The 25,277-nt window shown below is 72.9% G+C and carries 26 protein-coding genes and 1 riboswitch; of the genes, 4 read left to right on the forward strand and 22 right to left on the reverse strand.

Annotation, left to right across the window (positions count from 1 at the left end; genetic code table 11):
- Positions 1 to 38 precede the first annotated feature (38 nt).
- Positions 39 to 1,556 carry a serine/threonine-protein kinase gene (locus IEY82_RS25125; RefSeq protein WP_189126666.1) on the reverse strand — a complete coding sequence of 506 codons (1,518 nt, stop codon included), beginning with the start codon at positions 1,554 to 1,556 and terminating at the stop codon, positions 39 to 41.
- A gap of 58 nt (positions 1,557 to 1,614) precedes the next feature.
- Positions 1,615 to 2,214: a TetR/AcrR family transcriptional regulator gene (locus IEY82_RS25130; RefSeq protein ID WP_189126667.1), complete on the reverse strand. Its 600-nt coding sequence runs from the start codon at positions 2,212 to 2,214 to the stop codon at positions 1,615 to 1,617.
- A 117-nt stretch (positions 2,215 to 2,331) separates the two neighbouring features.
- On the opposite strand from IEY82_RS25130, the gene IEY82_RS25135 reads away from it, so the two are divergent.
- Positions 2,332 to 2,793, forward strand: a complete 462-nt coding sequence (locus IEY82_RS25135) for a hypothetical protein (protein WP_189126668.1) — start codon at positions 2,332 to 2,334, stop codon at positions 2,791 to 2,793.
- A 34-nt stretch (positions 2,794 to 2,827) separates the two neighbouring features.
- A complete protein-coding gene (locus IEY82_RS25140; RefSeq protein ID WP_189126669.1) occupies positions 2,828 to 3,208 on the forward strand; it encodes an antibiotic biosynthesis monooxygenase in 381 nt (126 codons plus the stop codon).
- Between the two features lie 91 nt (positions 3,209 to 3,299).
- On the opposite strand, the gene IEY82_RS25145 is transcribed toward IEY82_RS25140, so the two are convergent.
- A complete protein-coding gene (locus tag IEY82_RS25145) occupies positions 3,300 to 4,340 on the reverse strand; it encodes an LLM class F420-dependent oxidoreductase (protein WP_189126670.1) in 1,041 nt (346 codons plus the stop codon).
- Between the two features lie 92 nt (positions 4,341 to 4,432).
- On the opposite strand from IEY82_RS25145, the gene IEY82_RS25150 reads away from it, so the two are divergent.
- Positions 4,433 to 5,320, forward strand: a complete 888-nt coding sequence (locus IEY82_RS25150) for an endonuclease/exonuclease/phosphatase family protein (RefSeq protein ID WP_189126671.1) — start codon at positions 4,433 to 4,435, stop codon at positions 5,318 to 5,320.
- Here IEY82_RS25150 and IEY82_RS25155 read toward each other — a convergent pair.
- Genes IEY82_RS25155 through IEY82_RS25170 form a run of 4 tightly spaced genes read right to left on the reverse strand, consistent with a single transcriptional unit; the run spans position 5,306 to position 8,937 of the window.
- A complete protein-coding gene (locus IEY82_RS25155; protein WP_189126672.1) occupies positions 5,306 to 5,872 on the reverse strand; it encodes a nucleotidyltransferase family protein in 567 nt (188 codons plus the stop codon). The two genes, IEY82_RS25150 and IEY82_RS25155, sit on opposite strands and share 15 nt — an antisense overlap.
- A gap of 9 nt (positions 5,873 to 5,881) precedes the next feature.
- On the reverse strand, positions 5,882 to 6,970 hold the full coding sequence (locus tag IEY82_RS25160) for an XdhC family protein (protein ID WP_189126673.1): 1,089 nt from the start codon (positions 6,968 to 6,970) through the stop codon (positions 5,882 to 5,884).
- Entirely contained in the window at positions 6,963 to 8,030 is a 1,068-nt protein-coding gene (locus IEY82_RS25165) for a vWA domain-containing protein (protein ID WP_189126674.1), read from the reverse strand. The genes IEY82_RS25160 and IEY82_RS25165 overlap by 8 nt, the downstream gene beginning before the upstream one ends.
- Positions 8,023 to 8,937, reverse strand: coding sequence for an AAA family ATPase (locus IEY82_RS25170; protein ID WP_189126675.1), 915 nt, complete (start codon positions 8,935 to 8,937; stop codon positions 8,023 to 8,025). Before IEY82_RS25170 ends, IEY82_RS25165 begins: the two co-directional genes overlap by 8 nt.
- A 117-nt stretch (positions 8,938 to 9,054) precedes the next feature.
- Here IEY82_RS25170 and IEY82_RS25175 point away from each other — a divergent pair, with 117 nt between their 5' ends.
- Complete coding sequence (locus IEY82_RS25175) at positions 9,055 to 9,912, forward strand: hypothetical protein (RefSeq protein ID WP_194518801.1); 858 nt, start codon at positions 9,055 to 9,057, stop codon at positions 9,910 to 9,912.
- Here IEY82_RS25175 and IEY82_RS25180 read toward each other — a convergent pair.
- The 15 genes from IEY82_RS25180 to metK all read right to left on the reverse strand — a co-directional run.
- The gene (locus IEY82_RS25180) at positions 9,909 to 10,361 is read right to left on the reverse strand and encodes a PH domain-containing protein (RefSeq protein ID WP_225263700.1); all 453 of its coding nucleotides are present in this window, start codon (positions 10,359 to 10,361) and stop codon (positions 9,909 to 9,911) included. The two genes, IEY82_RS25175 and IEY82_RS25180, sit on opposite strands and share 4 nt — an antisense overlap.
- Before the next feature lie 19 nt (positions 10,362 to 10,380).
- A complete protein-coding gene (gene ribH / locus IEY82_RS25185) occupies positions 10,381 to 10,851 on the reverse strand; it encodes a 6,7-dimethyl-8-ribityllumazine synthase (RefSeq protein WP_189126677.1) in 471 nt (156 codons plus the stop codon).
- A complete protein-coding gene (locus IEY82_RS25190) occupies positions 10,848 to 12,065 on the reverse strand; it encodes a bifunctional 3,4-dihydroxy-2-butanone-4-phosphate synthase/GTP cyclohydrolase II (RefSeq protein WP_263648518.1) in 1,218 nt (405 codons plus the stop codon). Before IEY82_RS25190 ends, ribH begins: the two co-directional genes overlap by 4 nt.
- On the reverse strand, positions 12,062 to 12,730 hold the full coding sequence (locus tag IEY82_RS25195) for a nicotinamide mononucleotide transporter family protein (protein WP_189126678.1): 669 nt from the start codon (positions 12,728 to 12,730) through the stop codon (positions 12,062 to 12,064). Before IEY82_RS25195 ends, IEY82_RS25190 begins: the two co-directional genes overlap by 4 nt.
- The gene (locus IEY82_RS25200) at positions 12,727 to 13,317 is read right to left on the reverse strand and encodes a riboflavin synthase (protein ID WP_189126679.1); all 591 of its coding nucleotides are present in this window, start codon (positions 13,315 to 13,317) and stop codon (positions 12,727 to 12,729) included. The genes IEY82_RS25195 and IEY82_RS25200 overlap by 4 nt, the downstream gene beginning before the upstream one ends.
- On the reverse strand, positions 13,317 to 14,411 hold the full coding sequence (gene ribD / locus IEY82_RS25205) for a bifunctional diaminohydroxyphosphoribosylaminopyrimidine deaminase/5-amino-6-(5-phosphoribosylamino)uracil reductase RibD (RefSeq protein WP_225263699.1): 1,095 nt from the start codon (positions 14,409 to 14,411) through the stop codon (positions 13,317 to 13,319). The genes IEY82_RS25200 and ribD overlap by 1 nt, the downstream gene beginning before the upstream one ends.
- Positions 14,412 to 14,512: 101 nt before the next feature.
- A riboswitch (FMN riboswitch) is annotated at positions 14,513 to 14,643 on the reverse strand.
- 84 nt (positions 14,644 to 14,727) lie between these two features.
- A complete protein-coding gene (locus IEY82_RS25210; protein ID WP_189126680.1) occupies positions 14,728 to 15,537 on the reverse strand; it encodes an oxygenase MpaB family protein in 810 nt (269 codons plus the stop codon).
- Between the two features lie 114 nt (positions 15,538 to 15,651).
- On the reverse strand, positions 15,652 to 16,308 hold the full coding sequence (gene rpe, locus IEY82_RS25215; protein WP_189126681.1) for a ribulose-phosphate 3-epimerase: 657 nt from the start codon (positions 16,306 to 16,308) through the stop codon (positions 15,652 to 15,654).
- An 88-nt stretch (positions 16,309 to 16,396) separates the two neighbouring features.
- A complete protein-coding gene (locus IEY82_RS25220) occupies positions 16,397 to 17,836 on the reverse strand; it encodes an RsmB/NOP family class I SAM-dependent RNA methyltransferase (RefSeq protein WP_189126682.1) in 1,440 nt (479 codons plus the stop codon).
- Positions 17,833 to 18,762 carry a methionyl-tRNA formyltransferase gene (gene fmt, locus IEY82_RS25225; RefSeq protein ID WP_189126683.1) on the reverse strand — a complete coding sequence of 310 codons (930 nt, stop codon included), beginning with the start codon at positions 18,760 to 18,762 and terminating at the stop codon, positions 17,833 to 17,835. Before fmt ends, IEY82_RS25220 begins: the two co-directional genes overlap by 4 nt.
- A gap of 2 nt (positions 18,763 to 18,764) precedes the next feature.
- Positions 18,765 to 19,313: a peptide deformylase gene (gene def, locus IEY82_RS25230; protein WP_189126684.1), complete on the reverse strand. Its 549-nt coding sequence runs from the start codon at positions 19,311 to 19,313 to the stop codon at positions 18,765 to 18,767.
- 27 nt (positions 19,314 to 19,340) lie between these two features.
- Positions 19,341 to 20,675 carry a hypothetical protein gene (locus tag IEY82_RS25235; RefSeq protein WP_189126685.1) on the reverse strand — a complete coding sequence of 445 codons (1,335 nt, stop codon included), beginning with the start codon at positions 20,673 to 20,675 and terminating at the stop codon, positions 19,341 to 19,343.
- A 37-nt stretch (positions 20,676 to 20,712) separates the two neighbouring features.
- Entirely contained in the window at positions 20,713 to 22,221 is a 1,509-nt protein-coding gene (locus tag IEY82_RS25240) for a hypothetical protein (RefSeq protein WP_189126686.1), read from the reverse strand.
- Between the two features lie 49 nt (positions 22,222 to 22,270).
- Positions 22,271 to 24,433, reverse strand: a complete 2,163-nt coding sequence (locus IEY82_RS25245; RefSeq protein WP_189126687.1) for a primosomal protein N' — start codon at positions 24,431 to 24,433, stop codon at positions 22,271 to 22,273.
- A gap of 143 nt (positions 24,434 to 24,576) precedes the next feature.
- A partial coding sequence (gene metK, locus IEY82_RS25250) for a methionine adenosyltransferase (RefSeq protein WP_189126688.1) occupies positions 24,577 to 25,277 on the reverse strand: 701 nt, incomplete at its 5' end.

Consider the following 25,277-nt stretch of genomic DNA (forward strand, 5'->3'; position numbering starts at 1 on the left):
AATGTACGGGCCCGGGACCGGGGCCCGTCGCCGGGTGGCTAGAGGCGCCAGTCGTTCAGGAAGTCGGCCAGCGGGCCGGCGGTGTCGACGTCGCCCTTCTCCTGGGCCCTGGCCAGGTCGCGCACGATGTCGCGGAGTTCGCCGCGGCCGGACTCCTCGCGTCCTTCGGCGAACTTCCGGGCGGACTTCCTGATCTTGTCGTGGGCCTTGCGCGCGGTCCTGGGCTCGATGCCGCCGATGGTCTCCTGTGCCGTCACGGCCTTGTCGAACTCGCTCAGCCACTTCGGCCATCCGCCCGGCGGCACGGTGTCGCGCAGGGTGGCCTTGGGATTGGGGGCGCCCGTCTCCCGCAGCGTGACCACCTCACCGGGGGTGGCGGTCGGCGCGGGCTCGGATGGGGCGCTGGTGGGGGGTGCGGTCGTGGCCGGTTCGGCGGAGGGGGCGGTCGAGGCGGGCGCGCTGGTGGCCGGAGCGGAGACCGGCGCGCGACCGGACCCGCCCCACGCCATCATGCCCACCGTGACGGCCACGATGACCGCCACCGCCACACCGAGCTGGACGAACAGCTTCCTGTTCGACGTGCGCTCCGCACCGGGGAGCGCCTCGAAGATCGCCGTGTCGCCGGCGCGCGGGGCGCCGGTCGGGAAGGTGGCGGCCATGCCCTGCGCGGGCAGGGGCGTGGCCTGGGGGCGCGGCCTGGCGATGGTGGCCAGCGCCCGGCGCACGGCCTCCCCGCCCGCCGGGCGGCCGGCCGGGTCTCTGGACAGCATGGCCAGCACCAGCCGGTCCAGCTCGGCGGGGATCTCGGGCCGGTGACGGCTCGGCGGCAGCGGCCCACCCGGCTCACCGGCCGCGCCCTGCCCGATGGGCGCACTCGGGCCGGTGGGCGTGCTGGGGCCGGTGGGCCGATCGGGCGCGTGGGGGCCGGCCGGCTTCTCTCCGGTGTTCTCGAAGGGGGAACGGCCGCACAGCAGTTCGTAGCAGACGCAGCCGAGCGCGTACAGGTCGGCGGAGGCGCTCACGGAGCGCCCGTCCGCCAACTCGGGGGCGCGGTAGCGGACGGCGTCCGGCGCGGGCGGCTGGTCGGCCAGCCCGAACCCGACGACCTTCAGCACCCCGCTGCCGGCCCGCCGGAAGCTGTCCGGCCCGACCTGCCCGTGCACCACCCCCGCCCGGTGCGCCGCGTCGAGCCCGGCCGCGGCCTGCCCGACGAGATCGCAGACGTCCACGATCCGCAGCGGCCCCCGTGCGGCGAGCTCCTCCCCGAGGCTCTCCCCGGTGAGGAACTCCAGCACGAGGAAGGGCGCCCCGTCGCGATCACCGACGTCGAGCACCATCGCCACGTTGGGGTGGATGACCTTGGCCACGGCCTGGGCGTGCCGCTGGAGCGCCTCACGTGTGGCCGCGCCCACGGCCTGGGGTCCCAGCAGCTTGACGGCCACGGTCCAGTCGGCACGCGTGTCGTAGGCGCGCCACACCTCCCCCATCGGCCCGCTGCCGATGAGCTCGTCCAGCCGGTATCGGCCGGCGACCAAGGACGGCGCCTCGTCGGACATATCCCCGCCAATGACTTGAGTAACGGCATTTCCGACCCACCCTAGAGCCCCAGGACGCTCAGCCGGTGCCCAGATGGCGGGCCACGGCGGCCAGCATGCGATCCAGCTCGTCGCGGTCCGGCCGGGGGTAGGCCGCGCCGGCCACGACGAGATTGTGGATCGCGCCGGTGAGGAGGAAGCCGTAGGCGCGGGCGTCGACGTCGGCGGAGACCCGGCCGAGGCGCTGCTCCGCCAGCAGATAGTCGGTCACGGCCGACTCGAAGGAGAGCGGCAACCCGGACTCCCGCACCTTGTCGTCGACGACGGCCGTCAGCGCCTCGTCGTCGATCTCGTCGGCGAGCGTCAGGGCGGCCCTGTCGCTTTCGAGCAGGATGCGCGCGTAGCGGACCAGGTTGCCGGCCACGGTCCCGGTGCCGGCTTCGGCCACCCAGGACTCGAACGCGGCCCGCAGCCGCCCGAGCTCGAGGCCGACCAGCTCGGCGACCAGCTCCTCGCGGTTGGCGAAGATCTTGTAGGGCAGCCCCACCGCGCAGCCCGCCTCGGCGGCGAGCGCCCGCATGGTCAGAGCCTGGGCCCCGTCGCGCTCGACGAGCCGCCGGGCGTGCTGGATCAGCGCGGCCCGTAGCTCCTGGGTCGCCTGCGGCGTGCGGCGAGGCACCACGTCATCCCCTCCGGACTCTCTCGTACGGGCGGCCATCATCCCGCCCTTTACTGTGAACGCATGTTCATGGATACTGTGAACCATGGTTCACAGTATTTGCCACAAGGAGAGCACATGGTCACCGACGCGCCCGAGCGCGTGAGATCCACCGAGGCGGGGGTCCTGCTGGCCTGCGCCGCCCAGGGCGTCACCACGACGGTCCATCACGTGTACGGGGCCGTGCACTTCGGCACGCCCGGCCGGTACGCGGCGGTCGTCATCGCCCTGGCCCTGTTCGCCGTCACCGCCCTCGCCCTCTCCGTCAGCAGGCGGAGCTCCGGCCCGCTCCGCGCGGTGAGCTGGTGGATCTTCTGGACGGGAGCGCTGGTGGGTTTCGTGCTGCTGTTCGGGACGGTCGAGGGCCTGGTCACCCACATCATCGCGCCGATCATGGAAGGGGGATATCCGGCGGCCGAGCCGTTCGACCTCGTCTTCCAGGGCACCGGAGTGCTCCACGTCGTCCCGGCCGCCGCCACCGCCGCACTGCTCACGCGCCTGCTGAAGGCCCGCCGCCAGGCGTCCCCGTCCCCTGCCTGAGTCCCCTCACCGACCGACCGATCAAGGAGCTGTCATGTCCGAAGCGTTCATCTTCGTCTCCCGTCACCGCGCCCAGGAGGGCAAGTCCGCGGACCTGCCCGCGCTCGCCCGTGAGTACGCCGCGTTCGTGCGGTCACACGAGCCCGACGCCCTCGGCTACCACGCCTTCACCAGCGAGGACGGCACCGAACTCACCCAGATCCACCTCTACCCTGACGCCGGCGCGATGGACCACCACCTGAAGGTGGCCCACGAGTGGATCGGCCAGGCCGCGCTGAGCGTGGAGACGATCGCCATCACCGTGCTGGGCACGCCGGGGCCCGTCCTCGGCGAGGCGCTGCGCGCCAACGAGGAGGCCGGCGTGCCGGTCACGGTGACGCCCCGCCCGGTGGCCGGGTTCAAGGGCGTCGCCTGAGCGTGAAGGGCCGGGCGGAGCACGGGGGCTTCCGCCCGGCCCTTCACGGGACGGGATCGGCGAGTCTTCCCCGCTTGCGGCGGGCAGAGGGTCAGGAAGCGAGCTCCTTGATCGTCTCGATCAGCTTCAGCCGCTCCTCGTGGGTCCGGCCGAACGGCGCGACGTTCAGCGTCGTGACCCCCGACTCCTTCATGGCCTGCACCCGGTCGCGGACGAAGCCCTCGCTGCCGACCAGCGACATCTTCTCCAGCAGTTCGCTCGGCACCAGCGCCGCGGCCTCCTGCTTCTTGCCGTCGAGGTAGAGCTCCTGGATCTGCTCCGCCTCCTTCTCGTAGCCGTAGCGCCGGGCGAGGTCGTTGTAGAAGTTGCGGCCCTTGGCGCCCATGCCGCCGATGTACAGGGCGGCCATCGGCCGCCCGAACTCCAGCAGGTCCGACACGTCGTCGCCGATGGCCAGGGACGCCTGGGCGATCACGTCGAGCTCGCCCAGCTCGGGCGCGCGCTTCGCCTTGCCGGCGGCCAGCGAGGAGCCCCACACGTCGGCCGCCTTCTCCGGCACGTAGAAGATCGGCTCCCAGCCCTCCGCCAGCTCGGCGGTCAGCTCGACGTTCTTCGGGCCGATGGCCGCGACCACGATCGGGATGCGGGGGCGTACGGGGTGGTTGATGATCTTCAAGGGCTTGCCCAGGCCGGTGCCCTGCCCGGGCGGCAGCGGCAGCGTGTAGTGCTTGCCCGCGTGCTCCACCCGCTCGCGCCGCCACACCTTGCGGCAGATCTCGATGACCTCACGGGTACGGCCCAGCGGGGCGTTGTACGGCACGCCGTGGAAGCCCTCGATCACCTGCGGCCCCGAGGCGCCGATGCCGAGCGTGAAGCGCCCGTCGGAGACGTAGTCGAGCCCGGCGGCGGTCATGGCGAGCAGCGTCGGCGTGCGGGAGTAGATCGGCAGGATGCCGGAGGCGATCTCCAGCCGCTCGGTCTTCGCCGCGATGTAGCCCATCTGGCTGACCGCGTCGAAACTGTAGGCCTCGGCCACGAAGACGATGTCGAGTCCGGCCTTCTCGTAGTCGGCCAGCTCGGCGACCGACTCCTTGAAGCCGCCCGAGTAGTTGAGTGCCATACCGATGCGCATGCCGGGCTCCCGTGAACCGAATGATGTTCCGTTGCGTCGGCAACAGGTTAGCGCGTCAGCGTGGCGGGCAGCGAGCCGCTAGCGTGGATCAAATGCTGAAGCGGGTCGTCATCGTCGTGTCCGTCGTGGTGGCCGTGGCCATGGCGGGACACCGCCTGATCCCGGTGCTGGGCGGGTTCACCCCGGTGATGGAGAGCCTGCTGCCGTGGCTGGGCGTGGCCGTGCCGCTCCTGGTCCTGACGGCGCTCGCGGCGCGGTCCAAGGCCGCGACGGCGGCCGCGCTGGTGCCGGGAGTGGTGTGGGGCGTCATGTTCGGCTCGGCGCTGCTGCGCACCCCGCCCGGCGGGCCCAGCGACCTGGCGGTCGGCACCGTGAACGTGGGCGTGACCAACAGCGCCTCGGGCGAGGCGGTGCGGTCCATCGCCAAGGACCTCGACCTGCTGGCGGCGCAGGAGCTCACCGTGGGCGGCCCGGCGGCCAAGCAGCTCAACAAGATGTTCCGGCATCGCTACACGGTCAGCACGGTCGGCCTGTGGAGCCGCTACCCGATCAGCGACGCGTGGCCGGTCGACGTCGGCCTCGGCTGGCCGCGCGCGCTGCGGGCCGTGGTGACCACCCCCAAGGGCAAGGTCACCGTGTACGTGATGCACCTGGCCTCGGCCCGTCCCGGGCACACCACCTCGCGCGACGTCTCCCTGGCCGCCGCCCGCGAGCTCCTCGACACCGACTTCAGCAAGCGGATCCTGCTGCTCGGCGACCTCAACACCGCGACCACCGACCGGGGCATGAGCGGGCTGACTCCTCCGCTGTCCGACGCCCAGCAGGAGGCCGGCGACGGGTTCGGCTTCACCTGGCCGTCGTCGTTCCCGATCACCAGGCCCGACCACATCCTCTACAAGGGGATGACCGCCACCGAGGCGGGCGTGGCCGCGGCGACGGGCAGCGACCACCGGGCGGCGGTCGCCTCATTCCGCTTCTAGCAGGTCCAGATCCTCGGGCGTGTCGATGTCGGCCGGGTCGCCGAGGCCGTCACAGGGCACCTCGGTGACCAGCTCCGGGTGCGCCTTCAGGAACGGCCGCGCGCCCACGTCGCCCACCGCCAGCTCGGCGACCCGCGCGAAGTGGCGGCGCGCGATCAGCACCGGGTTGCGCCGCCGCCCGCCGTAGGTGGCCACGGCCACCTCGGCGCCGGCCCCGATCAGCCTGCGCACCGCCTCCGGCCGGATGAACGGCTGGTCGACCAGCGCCACCACCACGGCCGGCGCCTCCTCGGGCAGCGCGCCCAGCCCGACCCGCAGCGAGGAGCCCATGCCGGAGGCCCAGCCGGGGTTGCGCACGGTCACCGCGCCCCGCACCTGCATGGTCGCCGCGCCCAGCACGACCACCACCGGATGGCAGCCGCCCTCCTCCAGCAGCCGCACCCCGCGGTCGACCAGCCGTTCCCCCTCGTACGTGACCAGCGCCTTGGGCATGCCGAGCCGGGATCCCTGGCCCGCGGCCAGCAGCAGCCCGGCCACGCGAGGTGAGTTCATGATCGGCTCCTACCCGTCGTGGTGGATGCGGCCCCGGGTCTCGGTGAGCGGCTTGCCCGAGCCGCCCCATCTCAGCTGGATCAGCTCGGCGGCGATCGAGACCGCGGTCTCCTCCGGGGTCCGGGCGCCGAGGTCGAGGCCGATGGGCGAGCGCAGCCGGGCCAGCTCGGCCTCGGTCATGCCGGCCTCGCGCAGCCGTACCAGCCGGTCGTCGTGGGTGCGGCGCGAGCCCATCGCGCCCACGTAGCCCGCGTCGGTGCGCAGCGCCACCTGCAGCAGCGGCACGTCGAACTTGGGGTCGTGGGTCAGGACGCAGATCACCGTGCGCTCGTCCACCGTCACCGAGGCCAGGTAGTCGTGCGGCCACTTCACCACGACCTCGTCCGCCTCAGGGAAGCGCCTGGCCGTGGCGAAGATCGGCCGGGCGTCGCAGACGGTCACGTGGTAGCCCAGGAACTTGCCTGCCCGGGCCATGGCCGCGGCGAAGTCGATCGCCCCGAACACCAGCATGCGCGGCGGCGGCGCGAAGGAGTGCACGAACACGGCCAGGTCGTCCAGCCTCCGCTCGCCCTGCCCGCCGTAGTGCCGGACGCCGGTCAGGCCCTGGGCGAGCATGCCACGCGCGTCGTCGTCGACGGCCTCGTCCAGGCGCTCCAGGCCGAGCGTCCCGGAGGAGCGGCCGGGCCAGACGACGCGCCGGGCGCCGACCCTGCCGGGGCCGGAGATGACGGTCGCGATGGCGACGGGTTCGTGCGCGGCCAGCGACCCGGCGATCTCGCCCAGCTCGGGGAAGGTCTCCCGGGAGACGGGTTCGACCAGGATGTCGATGATGCCGCCGCAGGTCAGGCCGACGGTGAAGGCGTCATCGTCCGTCACGCCGTACCTCTGCAGGACCGGCACGTCGGTCTCGGAGGCCAGCTCGTAGACCGCGCCCTCGACGCACCCGCCGGACACGCTGCCGACGACCTCCTCGCCGTGCACCGCCATCGCCGCGCCCGGTGGCCGGGGCGCGCTGCTGAACGTGCTCACCACCGTGGCGAGCCCGAACCTGAGCCCCGAGTTCCACCAGTGCATGATCTCCGGCAGCACGTCACGCATGGGCGAGCCTTTCACTGAGTTCCGCGTAGGCGGCCAGGCTGTGCCCGGCCACCAGGTCGTCGAGGTACGGGAGGGCGGCCCGCATCCCTCCGGTCAGCGGTTGGTAGTCCTCATACCCCTTGTGTGGATTGACCCATATCACCCGATAGGCCTGCCTGGAAAGCCTGGCGAGCTGGGTTCCCAGCAACTCGGGGTCGCCCCGCTCCCAGCCGTCCGAGGCGATCACCACGATCGCCCCCCTCGCGCTGTGGCGGCTCAGGTACTCTCGGAGCTCCTCGCCCAGCCTGGTCCCGCCGCTCCAGTCGGGGATGGTCCTCGACACCTCGTTCAGCGCCGTGCCCGGGTCGCGGTGACGCAGCTCGGCCGTGATCGAGGTGAGCCGGGTACCGACCGAATAGACCCTGGTCGCTCGCGGCTCGCTCCTGACCAGGGCGTGCGCGTAGCGCAGCAGCGTCTCGGAGTAGGCCGCCATCGAGCCGCTGACGTCGACGAACAACACGACCCGGCGCGGCCGGGTGGTGTGCGCCCGGCGCAGCAGCCGGGCCACCTCGCCCTTCCGCAGCGCCTCACGGATGGTGCGGCGCTGGTCCATCTCGCCCCGGTGCGACGCCTCGAACCGCCGGGAACGGCGACGGGCGCGCCCGTTCTTCAGCATGGACAGCATCCGGTGCACCTCGGCCCGCTCGCTCTCGGTCAGCCTGGCCACGTCACGGTGCCTGAGGAGCTCGGTCCGGCTGGCCGTCGCGGGCGCGGCGGCGCCCTCGTCGTCCTGCTCGCCGTCGCCGGTCGCGGTGTGCCGGGTGACCGTCGTGGTGCTCGCCGGGCCGGCCGTCACCCTCCGGCCGCCGAAGTACGCCTCGAAGCACCGGTCGTACCTGGGCAGGTCGTCGGGGGTGGCGCAGAGCGTGAGCCGCCCGGCCCAGTAGAAGTCGGCCTGGCTGGTCACGTCGAGGTGGCCGAGGGCCTTCAGCAGATTCTGGGCGCGTTCGTGGTCGGCGCCGACGCCGGCGGCGCGCAGTGTGGTGGCGAAGCCGGTGACGGTGGCCGCCAGCTCATCCATGACCCGCCCGTCGCCCATCCGCGCCGCCGAGCAGCCCGTTGGCCAGAACGCTCTCCACGTCCTCGCGGTACTTGAGCGCGGCGCCCAGCGTGGCCGCCGCGCGGCCGGGGTCGAGCTCGCGCGCGCCGAGCGTGAGCAGCGCCTCGGTCCAGTCGAGCGTCTCCGCCACTCCGGGCGGCTTGATCAGGTCGGCCTGACGCAGCCTCTCGGCCGCCCGCGCCACCTGGGCGGCCAGCGTCTCGGTGCACTCCGGCAGGCGGCGCAGCAGGATCGCCACCTCCCGATCGAAGCTCGGATGCTCCAGCCAGTGGTAGAGGCAGCGGCGCTTGAGCGCGTCGTGCACCTCGCGCGTCCGGTTGGAGGTCACCACGACCACCGGCGGGGTCTGGGCCGTGATGGTGCCGAGCTCCGGGATGGAGATGGTGAAGTCGGACAGCACCTCCAGCAGGAACGCCTCGAACTCGTCGTCGGCCCGGTCGACCTCGTCGACGAGCAGCACGCTCGGCTGCGTCTCGATGGCCTTGAGCAGCGGCCGGGCGATCAGGAACCGCCGGTCGTAGATCTCGCCCTCAAGGCGGCCCACGTCGGTGACGCCGGCGGCCTCGGCGGCCTTCAGATGGAGCAGTTGCCGCGCGAAGTCCCAGTCGTACAGCGCCTGGGCGGCGTCGAGGCCCTCGTAGCACTGCAGCCGGATCAGCGGCGCGTCCAGCAACTGCGCGAGCGTCTTGGCCAGCTCGGTCTTGCCGACTCCCGCCTCCCCTTCCAGAAAGAGCGGCCTGCCCATCCTGAGCGCGAGGAACGCGGCCGTGGCCAGCCCCTCGTCCGCCAGGTAGGCGTGACGGTCGAGCAACTCGATGAGCTTTTCGGGCGATTCGATGTCCGTCGCCGTGATTGTCCGCCGCAGCACGCTCTCAGATTACGCGCTACCACGCGTGAGAACCGCTCACAATTCCCCGACCACAGAGAGTAAGGTCTCCATCACACAAAGAAAGGAAGGCCGATGCCCCCCAGCCTTCAGCATGAGATGCCTTTGGAGATGATCTGCCGCCGCCCCGGCTTCGCGCTGGAACTGCTGGCATGGGGTCTCCGGGGCAACGTCGACGGCTACCACGACGCCTGTCTGGAGTCGGTCGAGCTGAACGAACGCCTGCCCACGGAGTACGCCGCCGACTCGGTCGTCTCCGTCAAGGGTCCCGACGGCCGCAAGCGCTTCGTGATCGTGGAAGTGCAGCGGCGCTTCAGCAGACGCAAGATCTGGTCCTGGGTCGCCTACGTGGGCGCACTCATGGGCAGACACGAGTGCGGGGTCATGCTGGTCGTGGTCTGCGCCGACAGGGCGACGGCCGATCGCTACCGCGAACCGATCAGCCCAGCGGAAAGCTGCCTGATCCTCTGCCCCGTCGTGGTCGGCCCGGATGAGCTGCCCGTCCTCCGCGAGCGGGAGGACGTCCTGGCCTCCCCTGAGATCGCGACACTCAGCGCCATCGCCCATCAGGACGACTTCAAAACGGTGGTGGCGGTGGCGACCACCCTGGCCACTTTCGATGACGAGCGGAGCCTCGTTTACTACGATTACCTGCGCGGACAGCTCTCGGACGAGCTTCGCGCCGAGTTGGAGGAGATCATGCTTCAGACCAAGCCCCGGCTTCCCGACCGGTTCACTCGCCCCATCGAACTCGAGGCCGAGGCGCGAGGCGAGGCACGGGGTGAGGCACGGGGCGAGGCCAGGTTGCTGCTCACCGTCCTCGAAGCGCGCGGGCTGGAGATCACGCAGGCCCGCCGCGAAGCCATCGAGTCCTGCACCGACACCGACCTGCTTCTCCGCTGGGGGTCGCGCGGCGCCACCGCGTCAAACCTCGACGAGGTCTTCGGCGACGACTAATCGCGTTGCGCCTCGCCGCGCTCGCGGATCAGGGCCGCGAACTCGGCCGTGGATCGGCGGGCGCGGGCCTTCTCGGAGCCCTGGATGCCCATGGCGCCGATCGTGCGGCCGTCGGAGAAGTCGATGCGGGGCCAGGGGTCGCCGACCAGCAGCGTGATGTCGATGACCTCCGGCCAGGTGTAGCGGTAGGTGCGCACGGCGTTGACGATCGTCACGCCCTTGTCGTCGGCCTCGACCCGCACCCGCCCGAGCAGGTGCAGGACGAAGGCCACCGCACAGCCGAACAACACCAGGGCGACCCGGTCGATCAGCGTGAACGGCTCGGAGATGAAGATCGCCATCACCGTGGCGCCCAGCACGATCAGCACGGCGAAGCCGTACGCGACGACTCTCGTGCGGTGCGGACGCCAGATGACGGGCAGAGGCGGAGGAGTCACAGGCGCGGCCACGAGGGAAACCTATCGCAGGTCAGCGTAGGCCCCGAAGGAGGAGGGCGGTCTCCAGCGCCGCGACCGCCGACTCGTAGCCCTTGTCCTCCTTGCTGCCGGGCAGCCCGGAGCGGTCCAGCGCCTGATCGAGCGTCTCGCAGGTGAGCACGCCGTTGCCGACCGGGGTCTCCTCGTCGAGCGAGACCCGGGTCAGCCCGGCCGTCACCGAGTCGCAGACGTAGTCGAAGTGCGCCGTCTCGCCCCGGATGACGGCGCCCAGTGCCACCACCGCGTCGCAGCGGCGGGCCAGCGCCTGGGCGACGACCGGGATCTCCAGCGACCCGGGCACCCGCACCACGGTCACCGTGGCCCCGCTGTCGTCGCAGGCCTGCACGGCGCGCGCCACCAGCCGGTCGGTGATCTCGGCGTGCCAGCCCGCGGCCACCACGCCGACCACCAGCCCCGCGGCGCCGGGCACCGCACGCGTCTCCGGGCGTCCCTCGCCGCTCATGAAGCCTCCGAGATGTCGTGGCCGAGGCGGTCGCGCTTGGCCTTGAGGTAGCGCTCGTTGTGCGGGTTCATCGCGACCGGCAGGGGCTCGCGGCCCAGCACCTTGATGCCGTAGCCGTCCATGCCCTTGAGCTTGGCCGGGTTGTTGGTGAGCAGCCGCACCGACTTGACGCCGAGGTCGGCCAGGATCTGCGCGGCGTTGGAGAACTCGCGGGCGTCGATCGGCAGCCCCAGCTCGAGGTTGGCGTCGACGGTGTCACTGCCGTTGTCCTGCAGGCTGTAGGCCCGGAGCTTGGCCAGCAGCCCGATGCCCCTGCCCTCGTGACCGCGCAGGTAGACGACCACGCCGCGGCCCTCCTCGGCGATCGCGGACATCGCGTGGCCGAGCTGCACGCCGCAGTCGCAGCGCAGCGAGCCGAACACGTCTCCGGTCAGGCACTCGGAGTGGGCGCGGACGAGGACGTTCTCGCCGTCGCCGAGGTCGCCGAAGACGAGCGCCACGTGCTCGCCGCCGTCGAGCGCGCTGGCGTAGCCGTACGTCCTCCACATCCCGTACGCGTTGGGCAGGCTGGTCTCGGCGACCCGGGTGACCATGCTCTCGGTCCGGCGACGGTGGTCGACGAGCTGCTCGATGGAGATGAGCGCCAGGCCGTGCTCGTCGGCGAACGCCCGCAGCTCGGGCAGCCGGGCCATGGTGCCGTCGTCGTTGACGACCTCGGCCAGCACGCCCGCCGGCGACAGCCCGGCCAGTCTGGCCAGGTCGACGGCCGCCTCGGTGTGGCCGCGCCGGGCCAGCACGCCGCCCTCGTGGTAGCGCAACGGGAAGATGTGGCCGGGCCGTACCAGCTCGTAGGGCTCGGTGGCGGAGTCGGCGAGCGCGCGGATCGTTCTCGCGCGGTCGGCCGCGGAGATGCCGGTGGTCACGCCGTCGCGCGCGTCGACGCTGATCGTGTAGGCGGTCCGCATGCGCTCGCGGTTCTGGAAGACCATGAGGGGCAGGCCCAGCCGGTCGAGCTCCTTGCCCTCCATGGGCACGCAGATGACGCCGCTGGTGTGCCTGATCGTGAATGTCAGCAGCTCCGGCGTGGCCTTGCCGGCGGCGAAGATGATGTCGCCCTCGTTCTCGCGGTTCTCGTCGTCGACCACCACCACGGGCCTGCCCTCGCGGATGTCGCTGACGGCCCGCTCGACGGGGTCGAAGATGATGTCCGTCATGACGCCACCGCCAGTTGTCCCGGGCTGTCCTGCCCCGACCGGTATTCCTTCAGCCATTTCACGAACCCCACGATCACGAGAACGAAGAACACTCCGTAGACGGTGCCCGAGACGACCAGCCCCGAGCTGAACGCCAGCGGCACCCCGACCAGGTCGACGGCGACCCAGACGATCCAGAAGTCGACCAGCGCCCTGCCCTGCGCCCAGGTGGCGACGGCGCTGCCGACGAAGATGTAGGCGTCGGCGGCCACCAGGAACGCGCCCTCCGGCAGCGGCACGTGGGCGCCCCACGACAGGCCGGTGAAGAAGAACAGCACGCCGACGACGGCCGTTCCGGTCAGCATGACGACGACCAGCAGGGCTCGCTCACGCGGCGACGCCGGCCGCACCGCGAGCTGCCCGCCGCCCTGGGTGCCGCGCCGCCAGGCCCACCAGCCGTAGACGGCCAGCACCCCGAACAGCGCCTGCTTGAGGGCGTTGCCGGTGATGTGCGCGTTGATCGAGGCGATGAACAGCAGCACCGCGCCGGTGAACTGCACCGGCCAGGTCCAGATGGACTTACGCATGGCCAGCAGGACGGTCGCCAGGGCGGCGACGTTGCCGACCAGGTCGGTCCAGAGCACGCGGGTGCCGAACAACTCGAATCCGGCGTCGGCCCAGTTCACTGCCCGGCCACCAGCCTTTCCACGTACTTCGCGATCACGTCGACCTCGATGTTCACCAGGTCGCCCACCTGGAGCTCGCCCATGGTGGTCAGCTTCAGCGTGGTCGGGATGAGACTCACGCCGAAGCTGTCGTCGTCAACGGTGGTGACCGTCAGGCTGATTCCGTCGATGGCGATCGAGCCCTTCTCCGCCACGTACCTGCTGAGCTCGCCGGGCAGCGAGAAGCGCAGGTTGTCCCAGCTCTCGCCGGGCTCGCGCGAGCGCAGCACGGCGGTGCCGTCGACGTGGCCCTGCACGATGTGGCCGCCGAGCCGCTGGTCGGCCCGTACGGCCCGCTCCAGGTTGACGGCCGAGCCCTCCTTCAGCCCGCCGAGGGAGCTGCGGTCGAGCGACTCCTTGATCACGTCGACGGTGAACACGCCGTCGTCGACGGCCACGACGGTGAGGCAGACGCCGTTGACCGCGATCGAGTCTCCGTGGGCGGCGTCGGAGGTGACGATCGGGCCGCGAACGGACAACCGGGCCGAGTCGCCGGCCGGCACGACGGCCATGATCTGGCCCTTTTCTTCGATGATTCCGGTGAACATCACTTCTCCCTGCGGGGTGCTGGTGCGGGCCGGGCGATCAGCCGGAGGTCGGGCCCGATCGCGGAGACGTCGTCGAAGGCGAACCGGTGGGCGCCGGCGATGGTGCGCACGCCGGCGTCGCCGAGGGCGGCGGCGCCGGAGCCGAGGAGCGCCGGGGCGACGTAGGCGACGACGCGGTCCACCAGGCCCTGCCGGAGGAAGGAGCCGGCCAGGGTCGGCCCGCCTTCGAGGAACACGCTGACGACGTCGCGCGCGGCGAGCTCGGCCAGCAGCCGGCGCAGGTCCAGGCCGTCGTCGTGGCGGGGCAGGCGCAGCAGGTCGGCCTTGAGGTCGGTGCGGGTGCCGTCGGCGATCGCGACCAGTGTCGGGGCGGCCCCGTCGAGCACCCGGGCGGCGGGCGGGGTGCGGGCGGCCGAGTCGACCACGACGCGCAGGATCGGCCGCTCGGGAAGGCCGGGGGTGCGGGCGGTGAGGCGGGGGTCGTCGGCGAGCACGGTGCCGATGCCGGCCACGATGGCGTCCGACCGGGCGCGCAGCCGGTGCACGTCGGCGCGGGCCTCGGGCGAGGTGATCCACTGGCTGGTGCCGTCGGCGGCGGCCGATCTGCCGTCGAGGGTGGCGGCGTACTTCCAGGTCACGTGCGGGCGGCCCAGCCGGGCGAAGGTCAGCCACTCGGCGTTGACCTGCTCGGCCTGCTCGGCGAGCACCCCCGTCTCGACGGTCACGCCGTGGGCGCGCAGGCGGGCGGCGCCTCCGGCGGCCTCGGGGTTGGGATCGGCGACCGCGATCACCACGCGACCGACGCCGGCGGCGAGCAACGCCTGGCTGCACGGGCCGGTGCGGCCGGTGTGGTCGCAGGGTTCGAGCGTCACGTAGGCGGTGCCGCCCCGCGCCCGCTCGCCCGCCTGCCGGAGCGCGACGATCTCGGCGTGCGGGCCGCCGGCCCGGGCGTGGAAGCCCTCGCCGGCGACGTCGTGGTGGGCGTCGAGGATCACGCAGCCGACGACGGGGTTGGGGCTGGTGCCGCCGCGCCCGTGCGCGGCCAGTTCGACGGCACGCGCCATGTGCGCGGTGTCCTGAGCGGGTGTCTCCACCCCGGGCCTCCTACTCGCCAGTAGCTCCTAGCTACGGCGGGCCCCGGGGGATATGACGATGCGTGTACGCACCTATGGGCGCCCGGCCTGACACCGGACACCCGCGTGCTTCCTCCCATCCGGACTTTAACCGTCGGTCCTGGAGTTTCACCAGGTCAACCGGCCGATGGCATCGGCCGGGTCGCGGACTGTAACCGCCGGTTCGGAATTTCACCGACCCCGGAGCACGCTAGCTCTGCCCATCAGTCTGCCATGCCGCGAACGACACGCGCGACCGCCCCCACCCTTACGGATGAGCGAACGCTTGGTCGACAGGTCAGGCGGCCGTCATGCGGCGGGCCCGCCGCGCCACCGGCGAGTAGCGCACCTGAGGCGGGACGAGGCCGAGCCCCACGTGCAGGGTGCGCAGTGTGGCCGTCGCCCACAGGTCGCCGAGGGGCGTGGCCGGCAGGCCGTACAGTCTCCTGGCCCAGCGGGGCAGGGTGGCGAAGGCGAGCAGCGTGAGGGCGGGCACGGCAGGCTTGAGCGGGGTGAGCTTCAACGGGAGCGGCACGTTGAAGGACTGCCGCAGCGGATGGGCCGCCTCGGGGACGAACCGCAGGCCGGGCCGCTCGGCCCGGATGTAGTCGCGCATCTCCCCCACCGAGCCGGGAACGTCGTCCGGGGACAGGCCGACCACCTCGGCCGCCCGCCGCCACTCCGCGACGAACCGGTCCGCCTCGGCGTCGGTCAGCCGCACCCCGCCTCTGCGGGCCACCGACAGGTAGGAGTCGACCTCACCCACGTGGACCCAGCGCAGCGCCTCGGGGTCGTCGAGGTGGAACTCCTGGCCGGTGTCGGGATCGTGCGCGGTCAGTGTGGCGTGGATCTTGCGGACCCGCCTGCCCGCGCGCTCCACCTCCTCGCACGTGCCGTACGTCCGCACACGGACGAACTCGGTGGTCCGCGCGAAGCGCGACCAGGACTCGCCGGGGTCCATCAGCGCGGAGTTCTGCAGCACGCCGCGCATCGCGCGCGGGTGCAGCCCCTGCATCAGCAGCGCCCGGAAGCCACCGACCAGCAGGATCGGCTCCCCCATGACCCGCCACGTCACCGATCCGGGTCCGAACAGCCCATGGTCCGTCATAAGTAAACAATTACCCGTTCGACGGCTGCTTCATGTCACAGCCTGTCCTGGTTATGGCTATTTTCGGGATCTCGGACGTTTCGATGCTGGATGAGCCACTGCCGTGCTCCGGGGCTAGGCCTTCGCCGCATTGGCGCGGAGCGTCTCGACGGCGGCGGCCCGGTCGGCGCTGCCGTAGACGGCGCTGCCGGCCACGAAGACGTCGGCGCCCGCCTCGGCGCAACGCTCGATGGTGTCACCGGTGACACCGCCGTCCACCTGGATCCAGATCTCGCCGCCGTGCCGCTCGACGAGCGCGCGGGCGGTGCGGATCTTGGGCAGCACCATGTCGAGGAACTTCTGGCCGCCGAACCCTGGCTCGACCGTCATCAGCAGCAGCATGTCGATCTCGCCCAGCAGCCCTTCGTACGGCTCGACGGCCGTGCCCGGGTTGAGGGCGAGCGCCGCCCGGGCGCCGAGCGAGCGGATCTGGCGCAGGGTGCGCACCGGAGCCCTGGACGCCTCGGCGTGGATGGTCACGCTGCCCGCCCCCGCCTCGGCGTAGGCCGGCGCCCACCGGTCGGGATCCTCGATCATCAGGTGGCAGTCGAGCGGGATCGACGTCGCCTTGAGCAGCGACTCGACGACGGGGAGCCCGAGTGTGAGGTTGGGCACGAAGTGGTTGTCCATGACGTCGACGTGCAGCCAGTCGGCGTTGGGCACCGCTGCGGCTTCGTCGGCGAGCCGGGCGAAGTCGGCGGACAGGATGCTGGGTGAGATCTGTACGGCCATGATGTACGGAGTCTATTGAACGACTCGCGGCCCCCTCGGCCCGGATCCGGTCCGAGGAGGTCACGATCGAGCCCCGGCTGGGGCGCCGTCAGGCGGGAAGCCTGCGCAGCAGCGCGAGGAACATCGCGTCGGTGCCGTGCCGGTGCGGCCAGAACTGAACGTGCGGCCCGTCGCCGAGGCCCTCGATGCCGGGCAGGTAGTCGCGCGCGTCGAGCTGTCGCACGTCGTCGCGGCGGCCGATCACGTCTCCCACCACGACCCGGGTCTCGGCCAGGTGCGGCGAACACGTCACGTAGGCGACCACCCCGCCGGGGCGGGTGGCGTCGAGCGCGGAGTCGAGCAGCCGCCGCTGCAGCCTGCCGAGCTCGGCGACCCCCGAGGGATCACGCCGCCAGCGCGCCTCGGGCCGCCGGCGCAGCGCGCCGAGCCCGGTGCAGGGGGCGTCGAGCATGACCCGGTCGAAGGAGCCGGGCCGCCAGGCGGGCTCGGTGGCGTCGGCGGTGACCACGGCGGCGTCCCTGGTGGTCTGCCACACCAGCCGGGACCGGTGGTGCTGCGCGTCGGCGGCGAGCAGCCGCGCCCCGCCCGCGAACGCCTCGCCCGCGCCCGGCACGCCGTCGTCGAGCCCGGCGAGGTCGCCATGGGTGGCCAGGGCGTCGAGCAGCCCGGCCTTGCCGCCGGGACCGGCGCACATGTCGAGCCACACCTCGTCGCGCCGGTCGAGCGGCACCCGGGTCAGCGCGAGAGCCACCAGCTGACTGGCCTCGTCCTGCACGGCGGCCCGGGTCTCGGCGACGGCGGTGATCCTGCCGGGGTCGCCCTCCGGCAGGTAGGCGGCGTAGGGGGACAGCCGGCCGGGCTCGGCGTTGCCGAGCTCGGACACCGAGCTGCGGCCCGGCCGGGCCACCAGCGTCACCAGGGGACGCGCGTTGTCGGCCTCGAGCAGCGCGGCGGTCTCGTCGGCGTCGGCGCCCAGGGCGTCGCGGAAGGCGCTGACGATCCAGCGGGGATGGCTGTGGACGATCGCGAGATGGCCCGACAGGTCGCCGGCCGGATCGGGGGCGACGATCGCCATCCACTCGTCGAGCGAGCGGGACGCGATCTTGCGGAGCACCGCGTTGACGAACTTGGCCGCGCCCGCGCCGATGCGCAGCCGTACGAGATCGACGGTGGTGCCGACGGCGGCGTGCGGCGGGACGCGCATCTTGAGCAGCTGATGGGCTCCGAGTCGCAGGGCGTCGCGCACGGCGGCGTCGGGCTCGCGGTCGCCGCACACCTTGATGATCGCGTCGTAGCCGCCCAGGCCGCGCAGGGTGCCGTAGGCCAGCTCGGTGGCCAGCGCCGCGTCGCGCCCCTTCAGCCCCCGCTCGCGCAGCAGGCGGGGCATCAGCAGGTTGGCGTAGGCGTCTCGCTCGTCGACGGCCCGCAGGACGTCGAACGCCGCGTTGCGCGCCTGGTCACGAGCCGGCCTGCGCGGACTCCGACCGCCCCGGCCACCGGCCGGCTTACGGTCCGTGCGGTGCGTCATGCGAACCTTTCGCCATTGTCGACCCGCGCTCCGCGAGCCCATTCGCCCGCGCTCATCAGCCGCTTGCCCTCCGGCTGGACCTCGCCGAGCTCGACGGGGTGCGTGGCCGTGCCGACCAGCACGACGTTCTTGGTGGCGGCCACCTCGCCCGGCGCGAGCCGCTCGCCGTCGGGCACGAGCCGGACGGGACCGAGCTTGACCCGATGCCCGCGGAACGTGCTCCACGCGCCGGGGCCGGGCGTGCAGGCGCGGACGAGCCGGTCGACGCGCATGGCCGGCCCGGACCAGTCGACCTGGGCGTCGGCGACATTGATCTTGGGCGCGAGGCTGACCCCGTCGAGCGGCTGCGGACGTGCCTCCAGCTTGCCGTCCTCGACCCCGTCGAGGGTGGCGGCGAGCAGCTCGGCGCCGGAGACGGACAGCCGGTCGAGCAGCTCGCCGCTGGTGTCGCCGGGCCTGATCGCCTCGGTGACCACGCCGTAGACGGGCCCGGCGTCGAGCTCCTTGACGATCTGGAATGTCGAGGCGCCGGTGATCTCGTCGCCGTGCAGGATCGCGTGCTGGACGGGGGCGGCGCCCCGCCACGCGGGCAGGATCGAGAAGTGCAGGTTGATCCAGCCGAAGCGGGGCACGTCGAGCGCCGACTGCGGCAGCAGCGCGCCGTAGGCGACGACGGGACAGCAGTCGGGGCGCAGCCCCGCCAGCCGCTCCAGGAACCCGGGATCGCCGGCCTTCGCGGGGCGCAGCACCTCGATGCCCGCCTCCTCGGCCAGCTCGGCGACGGGTGACGGGTGAACCTTGCGGCCCCGGCCGGACTGGGCGTCGGGACGGGTGACCACCGCGACCACCTCGTGACGCGGCGAGTCGATCAGGGCGCGCAGCGACGGCAGGGCCGTCTCGGGTGTGCCCGCGAAGACGAGACGCATGGTCAGAGCGCCCTTCCGCCGGTGGCGTGCGGGGAGAACCTGACCGTGGGCGCGGCCAGGCCGCTCCACTCGGCCTCGCGGACGGCCTTCATCGCGAGTTTGCGCTGCTTGGGATCCATCCGGTCGATGAACAGGATGCCGTCGAGATGGTCGGTCTCGTGCTGGAGACAACGCGCCATCAGGTCGCTGCCCTCGATCGTGACGGGCTCGCCGTGCATGTCGAACCCCTTGGCCACGGCCCGGATGGCACGCGGCGTCGGGAACGACAGGCCGGGGAAGGACAGGCAGCCCTCCTCGCCCTCCTCGTCGAGGTCGGCGGACAGGTCGAGGTCGGGGTTGATCAGGTGGCCGAGCCGGTCGTCGACGTAGTAGGTGAACACCCGCAGGCCGACACCGATCTGCGGTGCGGCGAGACCGGCGCCCGGAGCGTCCATCATCGTGTCGGTCAGGTCTTTGACCAGCTTCCGGAGCTCCTTGTCGAAGTCGACGACCGGGGCCGCCGGGGTGCGCAGCACCGGGTCTCCGAACAGCCGGATCGACTGGATCGCCAAAGGGGTCACTCCGTTTCGTCGGCGGGATCAGCCCAGTTTAGTGTGCGCCAGGGATCGGGCCTTCATCGCCGCTTTCCGGGCCGCCTTGACCACGGCGGGGTCGTCGTGGGCCGAGGCGAGCATGTCGAGCACGGCGAGCGTGTCGGGGTGGCCCACGGCGGGCATCTCGCCGACGAGCCTGATCAGGTCCTCGCGGGGCTCGGGCGTGTCCAGCCTGCCCGCGGCGTGGCCCGACAGGTGCATGAGGGCGGCCAGCGCGTCGACGGCGATCCAGGTGTGGTCGTCGGGGCTGAGCGCCGGTGCGTCGAGGTCGCGGATGTGCAGCCAGGAGGCGGCGTAGCGGCGCATCAGCGGCAGCTCCAGGGCCCGGCGGACGGGCGCCTCGGCCTCGGGGCCCAGCTCCTCCAGGATGGCGCCGACCGCGCCGCGCCGACCGGCGCCGCCGGTGGCCGCGATCTCGATCAGGTCGCGGGCGGCCTCCTCGGGCGCGCGGCGCTCCAGCCAGCCGGCGACGGCGCTCTGCGTGGCGGTGCCCTTCACCAGGGCTTCGACCAGCTCGGCGGCCGACAGGTCGGCGAACACCTCGACCTCGGCCGCGGTGGGCGCGTCGTGGCCCTCGCGCAGCAGATCGCGGCGGATGGCCCAGACGCCGAGCGGAGTGAGCGCGGTGCGCCCGGCCGCGGTCTGCTCGACCAGCCCGCAGTAGGCCAGCAGGGACAGCGCCTCCAGCAACTCGGCGGGCAGCGACGCGGCCAGCCTGCGCATCGGGACCGCCCCGGGCTCGCAGGCCACCTCGTGGGACTGCAGAATGCCCCTGGCCAGGTTGGCGACCGCGACGCCGGAGCGCACGGAGTAGATGGTGGCCAGCATCTCGGCGAGGTGGTCGTCGACCACGGCCGAGCCGGTCAGCCCCTCGTCGGCGCGGTCGAGCACGTCCATGACCACGCCGTCCCAGAACTCCAGCGTCGCCTCGGCCGTCATGCGCGTCGGCAGCGGGCCGCGCGTGGCCTGGCCGCGCACGATCCGCAACAGGCCGGTGTTGACGGCGACGATCCAGATGAGCCGGACCCGGGCGGCGGGCACGCCGAGCGCCTCGGCGGCGGCCACGGCGTCGGGCTCGGTCAGCAGCCCCTCGGGGGTCACCGGGCGGCTGCCGGTCCAGGTGGCCAGCCGGATGGCGTCGGCGACCAGCGGAACGGCCGGGACCAGCCGGGCCAGCTCCTCGTCGGGGCCGAGCAGGACCGGCGGGAAGGTGAGCGCCTCGCGCTCCACGGCTGTCTCCTGCGGCGGCCGGGTCGGCACGGCGGCCTGCTCATCGATCAGCTTGCGCAGCTCGGCGAGGTTGAAGACGTTGTTTGCCACCCACGAAACTTACTGCACAGGAGTCACAGGGGTGTACTCATCGGATGCTCCGCGAGCGGGCTTTGAAGGCGGCCTTGCGCGCGGCCTTGGCCACCGTGCCGTCGGACAGCGAACGGCCCAGGAGCTCCAGGACGTCGACGACGTCGGGGTGGTCGACGCGCCACATCTCCTCGATGAGGTGGGCGGGCGGGCCGGAGGCGGCCATGTTCTCGCCGAACACGTCGGGGTCCTCCTCGGCCGACGGCATCGCCAGCGCGAGCATGTCGATGCTGACCCAGAGCAGCTCCTCCTGGGTGAGCGCGGGGGCGGGCAGGCCGCGGCTGGCGAGCCAGTGGATGGCGTGCGGCCGCAGCTCGTGGTCGTCGAGGCAGGCGCGCACCTCGGCCTCGGCCTCGGCGCCCAGCCGGTCGACGATGGTGACCGCGATGCCGCGGGCCACGGCCGGGGCTCCCACGGCCGCGGCGAGCAGCTCGGCCGCCGCCGCGCCGGGAGCCCTCCGGTCGAGCCAGCGGGTGATGTCGCTCTCGGCCAGCTCGGTCGGCACCCCTTCGAGCAGCCCTTCGATGAGGCCGGTCGCGTCGGCGTCGGCCAGGTCGCCGGCCAGCGGCGCGTCGAGGCCGAGCGTGAGGTAGTGCTCGCGCAGGGCCCAGACGGCGAGCGGGGTCAGCCCGGCCGAGCCGCCCTCCTGCTCGACCAGGCCGCACCAGGCCAGGCGGCCGAGCGTGCCCGGCAGGTCGACCGGGCCGTCCTCGGTGAGCTCGTCGAGGTAGTCGCCGATCACGGTGACGGGCACCGGGACCTGCAGCCGGTAGAGCATGTCGAACAGGTCGTAGAGCTCGTCGTCGAGGTCGGCGCGGCCGGTGACGGCGCCGCCGGTGTCACGCTCGACGAGGTGGGCGACGATCTCCGCCCATCTCCGCGGCGGCTCGCCGCCGGTGCTCCGGCGCAGGTCCTCGGCCAGGCCCTGGCGCGGCTCCGGCCCGTGGATCTCCACCCACAGCGGGACGTCCGCCAGGCCGGCCAGCAGGTCGCCGGGCGGCGGCAGTCGTACGGCGGGCAGCGGTGAGCATCCCGGGCAGTCGCAGGGCGCCTCCCCGAGATCGGGCAGCTCCCCGGAGGGGACGGCGATCGACTGCTCCAGCGACTCGGGCCCGATCGCGCTGAACAGGCTCTTGGCCATGCCGAAGTTGGCCGGGTCGGCGAGCGCCTCGGGCATCCTGGGCGCGATGTCGGCGATCCGGTCACGCATCGCGGCCGCCGTCGCCTCGCTCACCTCGCCGGCGTCGCGCAGGTAGTCGACCAGCGTGCGCGCGGCGGCCACGGTCTCGGAGGCGCTCTCGGGCGGCGCGATGACCTTGCGGGGGTAGATGGACAGCAGCAGCTCGTCGAAGGTGTCAGGGGTGAAGTCGCCGAGCTTGTCGACGTCGAGGTAGTCGCTGGCGTAGTCGCAGAGCAGGCGGACCTCGTCCGCGTCCACGTCGACGCCCCGCGTGCGGCCCCAGGCGCGCAGGTGGTCGATGGCTCGGTTCACCCATTCGATCGACACAGGGGCACGCTAACGGCTGACTTACAGATGAGCGAATCGGGGATACGGCCTAAATCAGGTCTAGAGGGTCGACACTCACCCTCACGACATCCGGCGCCTTACGCGCCGCACGCACCCCACTGGCGCCTTTGAGCGCCGTGGCCAGACCGGCCCCCCCGCCACGGGGGACGCGGATCATGGCACGTTCCCTGCCGGCCTCGTCGATCGGCACCGGGCCGAGCACCTGCGCCTCGGCGGGCAGGCGTACCTCGTCGAGCATCTGCCTGACGGCGGCGGCCGCGCCGGTGAGGGTGGCCATCCGCACCGCGGGCGGGAAGCCCAGCTCGGCGCGGTCGGCCAGCTCGCGCTCGGCGTGGGTGATCGGGTCCCATCGCAGCAACGCCTGTACGGCGGGCAGCGCGGCGTCGCCGAGCACCACCAGCTCGGCCCCGGGCCGGAGCAGGGCGGCGGCGTTCATCCAGCGGCGCAGCGCCTCCTCGCCCGCCCTCAGGTCGGCCCGGCCGAGCAGCGCCCACGCGTCGAGCAGCACGGCCGCCGCGTAGCCGTCCTCGGCCACCGGCTCGGCGCCGGGCGTGGCGACCACCAGCGCGCGGGCGGCGGAGACGGTGGCGAGCACGCCGTCGCGCCCGGAGGTCCGCACCGGCACCGAGGGGAAGGCGCGACCGAGCTCCTCGGCGGTGCGCCGGGCGCCGATCACCATGGCCCGCAGCCTCGGGCCCCCGCAGTGGGAGCACCGCCAGCCGGCGTCCACCCGGCCGCACCAGCGGCAGTAGGGGGCCGCGTGGCCGCTCCTGAGGGCGAGCGGGCCGTGACAGAGCGGCTCACTCCCGGACACGTCGAGCGTGCCGTTCTCGCCCGGCCGGGCGCCGGCGCGCGTGGGCGGCAGCGCGCACCGCGCGGGGGTCCGGCAACGCTGGCAGGACACGGCCGGCAGGTAGCCGCGCCGGGGCACGTGCACCAGCACGGGCCCGCTCTCCAGCCCCTGGCGCAGCGCCCGCCAGGCCACGCTGGGCAGCCGCGCCGCCCTCGCCGCCTGGTCCTTGGCCAGCTCGGCGTCCTCTCCCGCCGGTTTCACGCGGGGGGCCAGACTCCTGATCGTCTGCCGGGCGGCGACGATCGGCCTGGCCCAGCCGGTGGCGACGAGCTGGGTGGCCTCGGCGGTGCGGGAGTAGCCGCCGATCAGCATGGCCGCCCCGGCGCGGTGGGCCCGGAGCGCGAGCACCTCGCGGGCGTGAGGGTAGGGGGCCAGCCGCTCGGCGTGCAGGTCGTCTCCGTCGTCCCAGATGGCGGCCAGCCCGAGCTCGGGCACGGGGGCGAACATCGCGGCGCGCGTGCCCACGACCGCCCGCACCGGCCCCCTGAGCACCCGCAGCCACCGGCGGTAGCGCTCGGCGGGACCGAGGTCCGCGGTCAGCGCGACGTACGTCTCCGGCTCCAGCAGGCCGGCGAACGCCGTCTCGGCCAGTGCCACGTCCTTGCCGTCGGGGACGACGACGAGCGCCCCCCGTCCGCCGTCCAGCGTGGCCCGCACCGCCCGGGCCACCGCGCCGGCCCATCCGGTCGCGCCGGGCAGCGCCTGCCACACCGCCCGCGGCGACCTTCGCTCCCGCAACGCCTCCAGGAACGAACCCCCCATCGGGTACGCCCCCCACTCCCCCGCTCCCCCCTGGCCGGCCGTCTCGCCGGACGACCGGCCGCCGGTCACGGGGCCATGGGGATCGACGGCCGGCGCCGGCCGTGGCTCCTCGGGAGGGCGGGCGGATGAGGCCGGTCCGGGGACCGCCGCCTCGGCCTTGGCGTGGCGGGGCGGCACGGCGAGGCGCAGCACGTCGGCCAGGGTGCCCGCGTAGCGGTCGGCGACCGCACGGGCGAGGCCCGCGATCTCGGGGGTCAGCACCCGCTCGGGAGAGACCACCCGCTCCAGGCAGGCCAGCTTCCCGGTGTGCTCGCTCTCCTCGGCCCGCTCCAGCAGGAACCCGTCGACCAGCTTCCCGGCGAAGCGCACCCGCACCCGCACCCCGGCCTGTGCCGTCTCGTGCAGCGAGGCGGGCACCAGGTAGTCGAACGGCCGGTCGAGATGGGACAGCGGGTTGTCGACCGCGACCCTGGCCACCGGCAGGGAGGGGGCCGGAACGGGGGCTCCCTTCGACGGCGCCGCCGCCGCGGGCCGCACGGCGTCGAGCGGCAGGAGGGCGTCGTCGGAGTGGGTCACGCCCTACGTCTACCAGACCCCGGAACCTCGGACGTCCACGGTGCGAACCCCGGCCCGGGCCGCACCGGATCCCCGCGGCCCGGGGTCCGTGAACGCGACGACTGCCGCGTCCCGGGCGGGACACGGCAGTCGGTGGAACAGGCTCAGAGGCCGGCGGCGGTCCGGAGCGACTCGGCGCGGTCGGTGGACTCCCAGGAGAAGCCCTCGCGGCCGAAGTGGCCGTAGGCGGCGGTCTCGGAGTAGATCGGGCGCAGCAGGTCGAGGTCGCGGATGATGGCGGCCGGCCGCAGGTCGAACACCTGGAGCACGGCGGCCTGGATCCTGTCCACCGCGACCTTCTCGGTGCCGAAGCACTCCACGAACAGCCCGACCGGCTGGGCCTTGCCGATCGCGTAGGCGACCTGCACCTCGCAGCGGTCGGCCAGCCCGGCGGCCACCACGTTCTTGGCCACCCAGCGCATCGCGTAGGCCGCCGAACGGTCCACCTTGGACGGATCCTTGCCGGAGAACGCGCCGCCACCGTGACGCGCCATGCCACCGTAGGTGTCAATGATGATCTTGCGGCCGGTCAGCCCGGCGTCGCCCATCGGCCCGCCGATCTCGAACCGGCCGGTCGGGTTGACCAGCAGCCGGTAATCGGAGGTGTCGAGGTCGAGCCCCGCCAGCACCGGCTCGACGACGTGCTCCTTGATGTCGGGCGTCAGCATCTCCCTGAGGTCGATCTCGGCCGCGTGCTGCGTGGAGACGACCACGGTGTCGAGGCGGACCGGCTGGTCGCCGTCGTACTCGATGGTGACCTGGGTCTTGCCGTCGGGCCGCAGGTAGGGCACCAGGCCGGACTTGC

The organism is Nonomuraea cavernae (genome assembly GCF_014646355.1).
GTDB classification, from domain to species: Bacteria; Actinomycetota; Actinomycetes; order Streptosporangiales; family Streptosporangiaceae; genus Nonomuraea; species Nonomuraea cavernae.

Bases quoted from the DNA above. Each gene is read 5' to 3' on its own strand.
- IEY82_RS25200 (WP_189126679.1), bottom strand. From the start codon at position 13,317: ATGTTCACCGGAATCATCGAAGAAAAGGGCCAGATCATGGCCGTCGTG.
- IEY82_RS25175 (WP_194518801.1), top strand. From the start codon at position 9,055: ATGCCTTTGGAGATGATCTGCCGCCGCCCCGGCTTCGCGCTGGAACTG.
- IEY82_RS25125 (WP_189126666.1), bottom strand. From the start codon at position 1,556: ATGTCCGACGAGGCGCCGTCCTTGGTCGCCGGCCGATACCGGCTGGAC.
- IEY82_RS25220 (WP_189126682.1), bottom strand. From the start codon at position 17,836: ATGACGCACCGCACGGACCGTAAGCCGGCCGGTGGCCGGGGCGGTCGG.
- IEY82_RS25155 (WP_189126672.1), bottom strand. From the start codon at position 5,872: ATGAACTCACCTCGCGTGGCCGGGCTGCTGCTGGCCGCGGGCCAGGGA.
- IEY82_RS25145 (WP_189126670.1), bottom strand. From the start codon at position 4,340: ATGCGCATCGGTATGGCACTCAACTACTCGGGCGGCTTCAAGGAGTCG.
- IEY82_RS25190 (WP_263648518.1), bottom strand. From the start codon at position 12,065: ATGACGGACATCATCTTCGACCCCGTCGAGCGGGCCGTCAGCGACATC.
- IEY82_RS25140 (WP_189126669.1), top strand. From the start codon at position 2,828: ATGTCCGAAGCGTTCATCTTCGTCTCCCGTCACCGCGCCCAGGAGGGC.
- IEY82_RS25135 (WP_189126668.1), top strand. From the start codon at position 2,332: ATGGTCACCGACGCGCCCGAGCGCGTGAGATCCACCGAGGCGGGGGTC.
- IEY82_RS25160 (WP_189126673.1), bottom strand. From the start codon at position 6,970: ATGCGTGACGTGCTGCCGGAGATCATGCACTGGTGGAACTCGGGGCTC.
- rpe (WP_189126681.1), bottom strand. From the start codon at position 16,308: ATGGCCGTACAGATCTCACCCAGCATCCTGTCCGCCGACTTCGCCCGG.
- IEY82_RS25165 (WP_189126674.1), bottom strand. From the start codon at position 8,030: ATGGATGAGCTGGCGGCCACCGTCACCGGCTTCGCCACCACACTGCGC.
- ribH (WP_189126677.1), bottom strand. From the start codon at position 10,851: ATGAGCGGCGAGGGACGCCCGGAGACGCGTGCGGTGCCCGGCGCCGCG.
- IEY82_RS25210 (WP_189126680.1), bottom strand. From the start codon at position 15,537: ATGACGGACCATGGGCTGTTCGGACCCGGATCGGTGACGTGGCGGGTC.
- fmt (WP_189126683.1), bottom strand. From the start codon at position 18,762: ATGCGTCTCGTCTTCGCGGGCACACCCGAGACGGCCCTGCCGTCGCTG.
- IEY82_RS25150 (WP_189126671.1), top strand. From the start codon at position 4,433: ATGCTGAAGCGGGTCGTCATCGTCGTGTCCGTCGTGGTGGCCGTGGCC.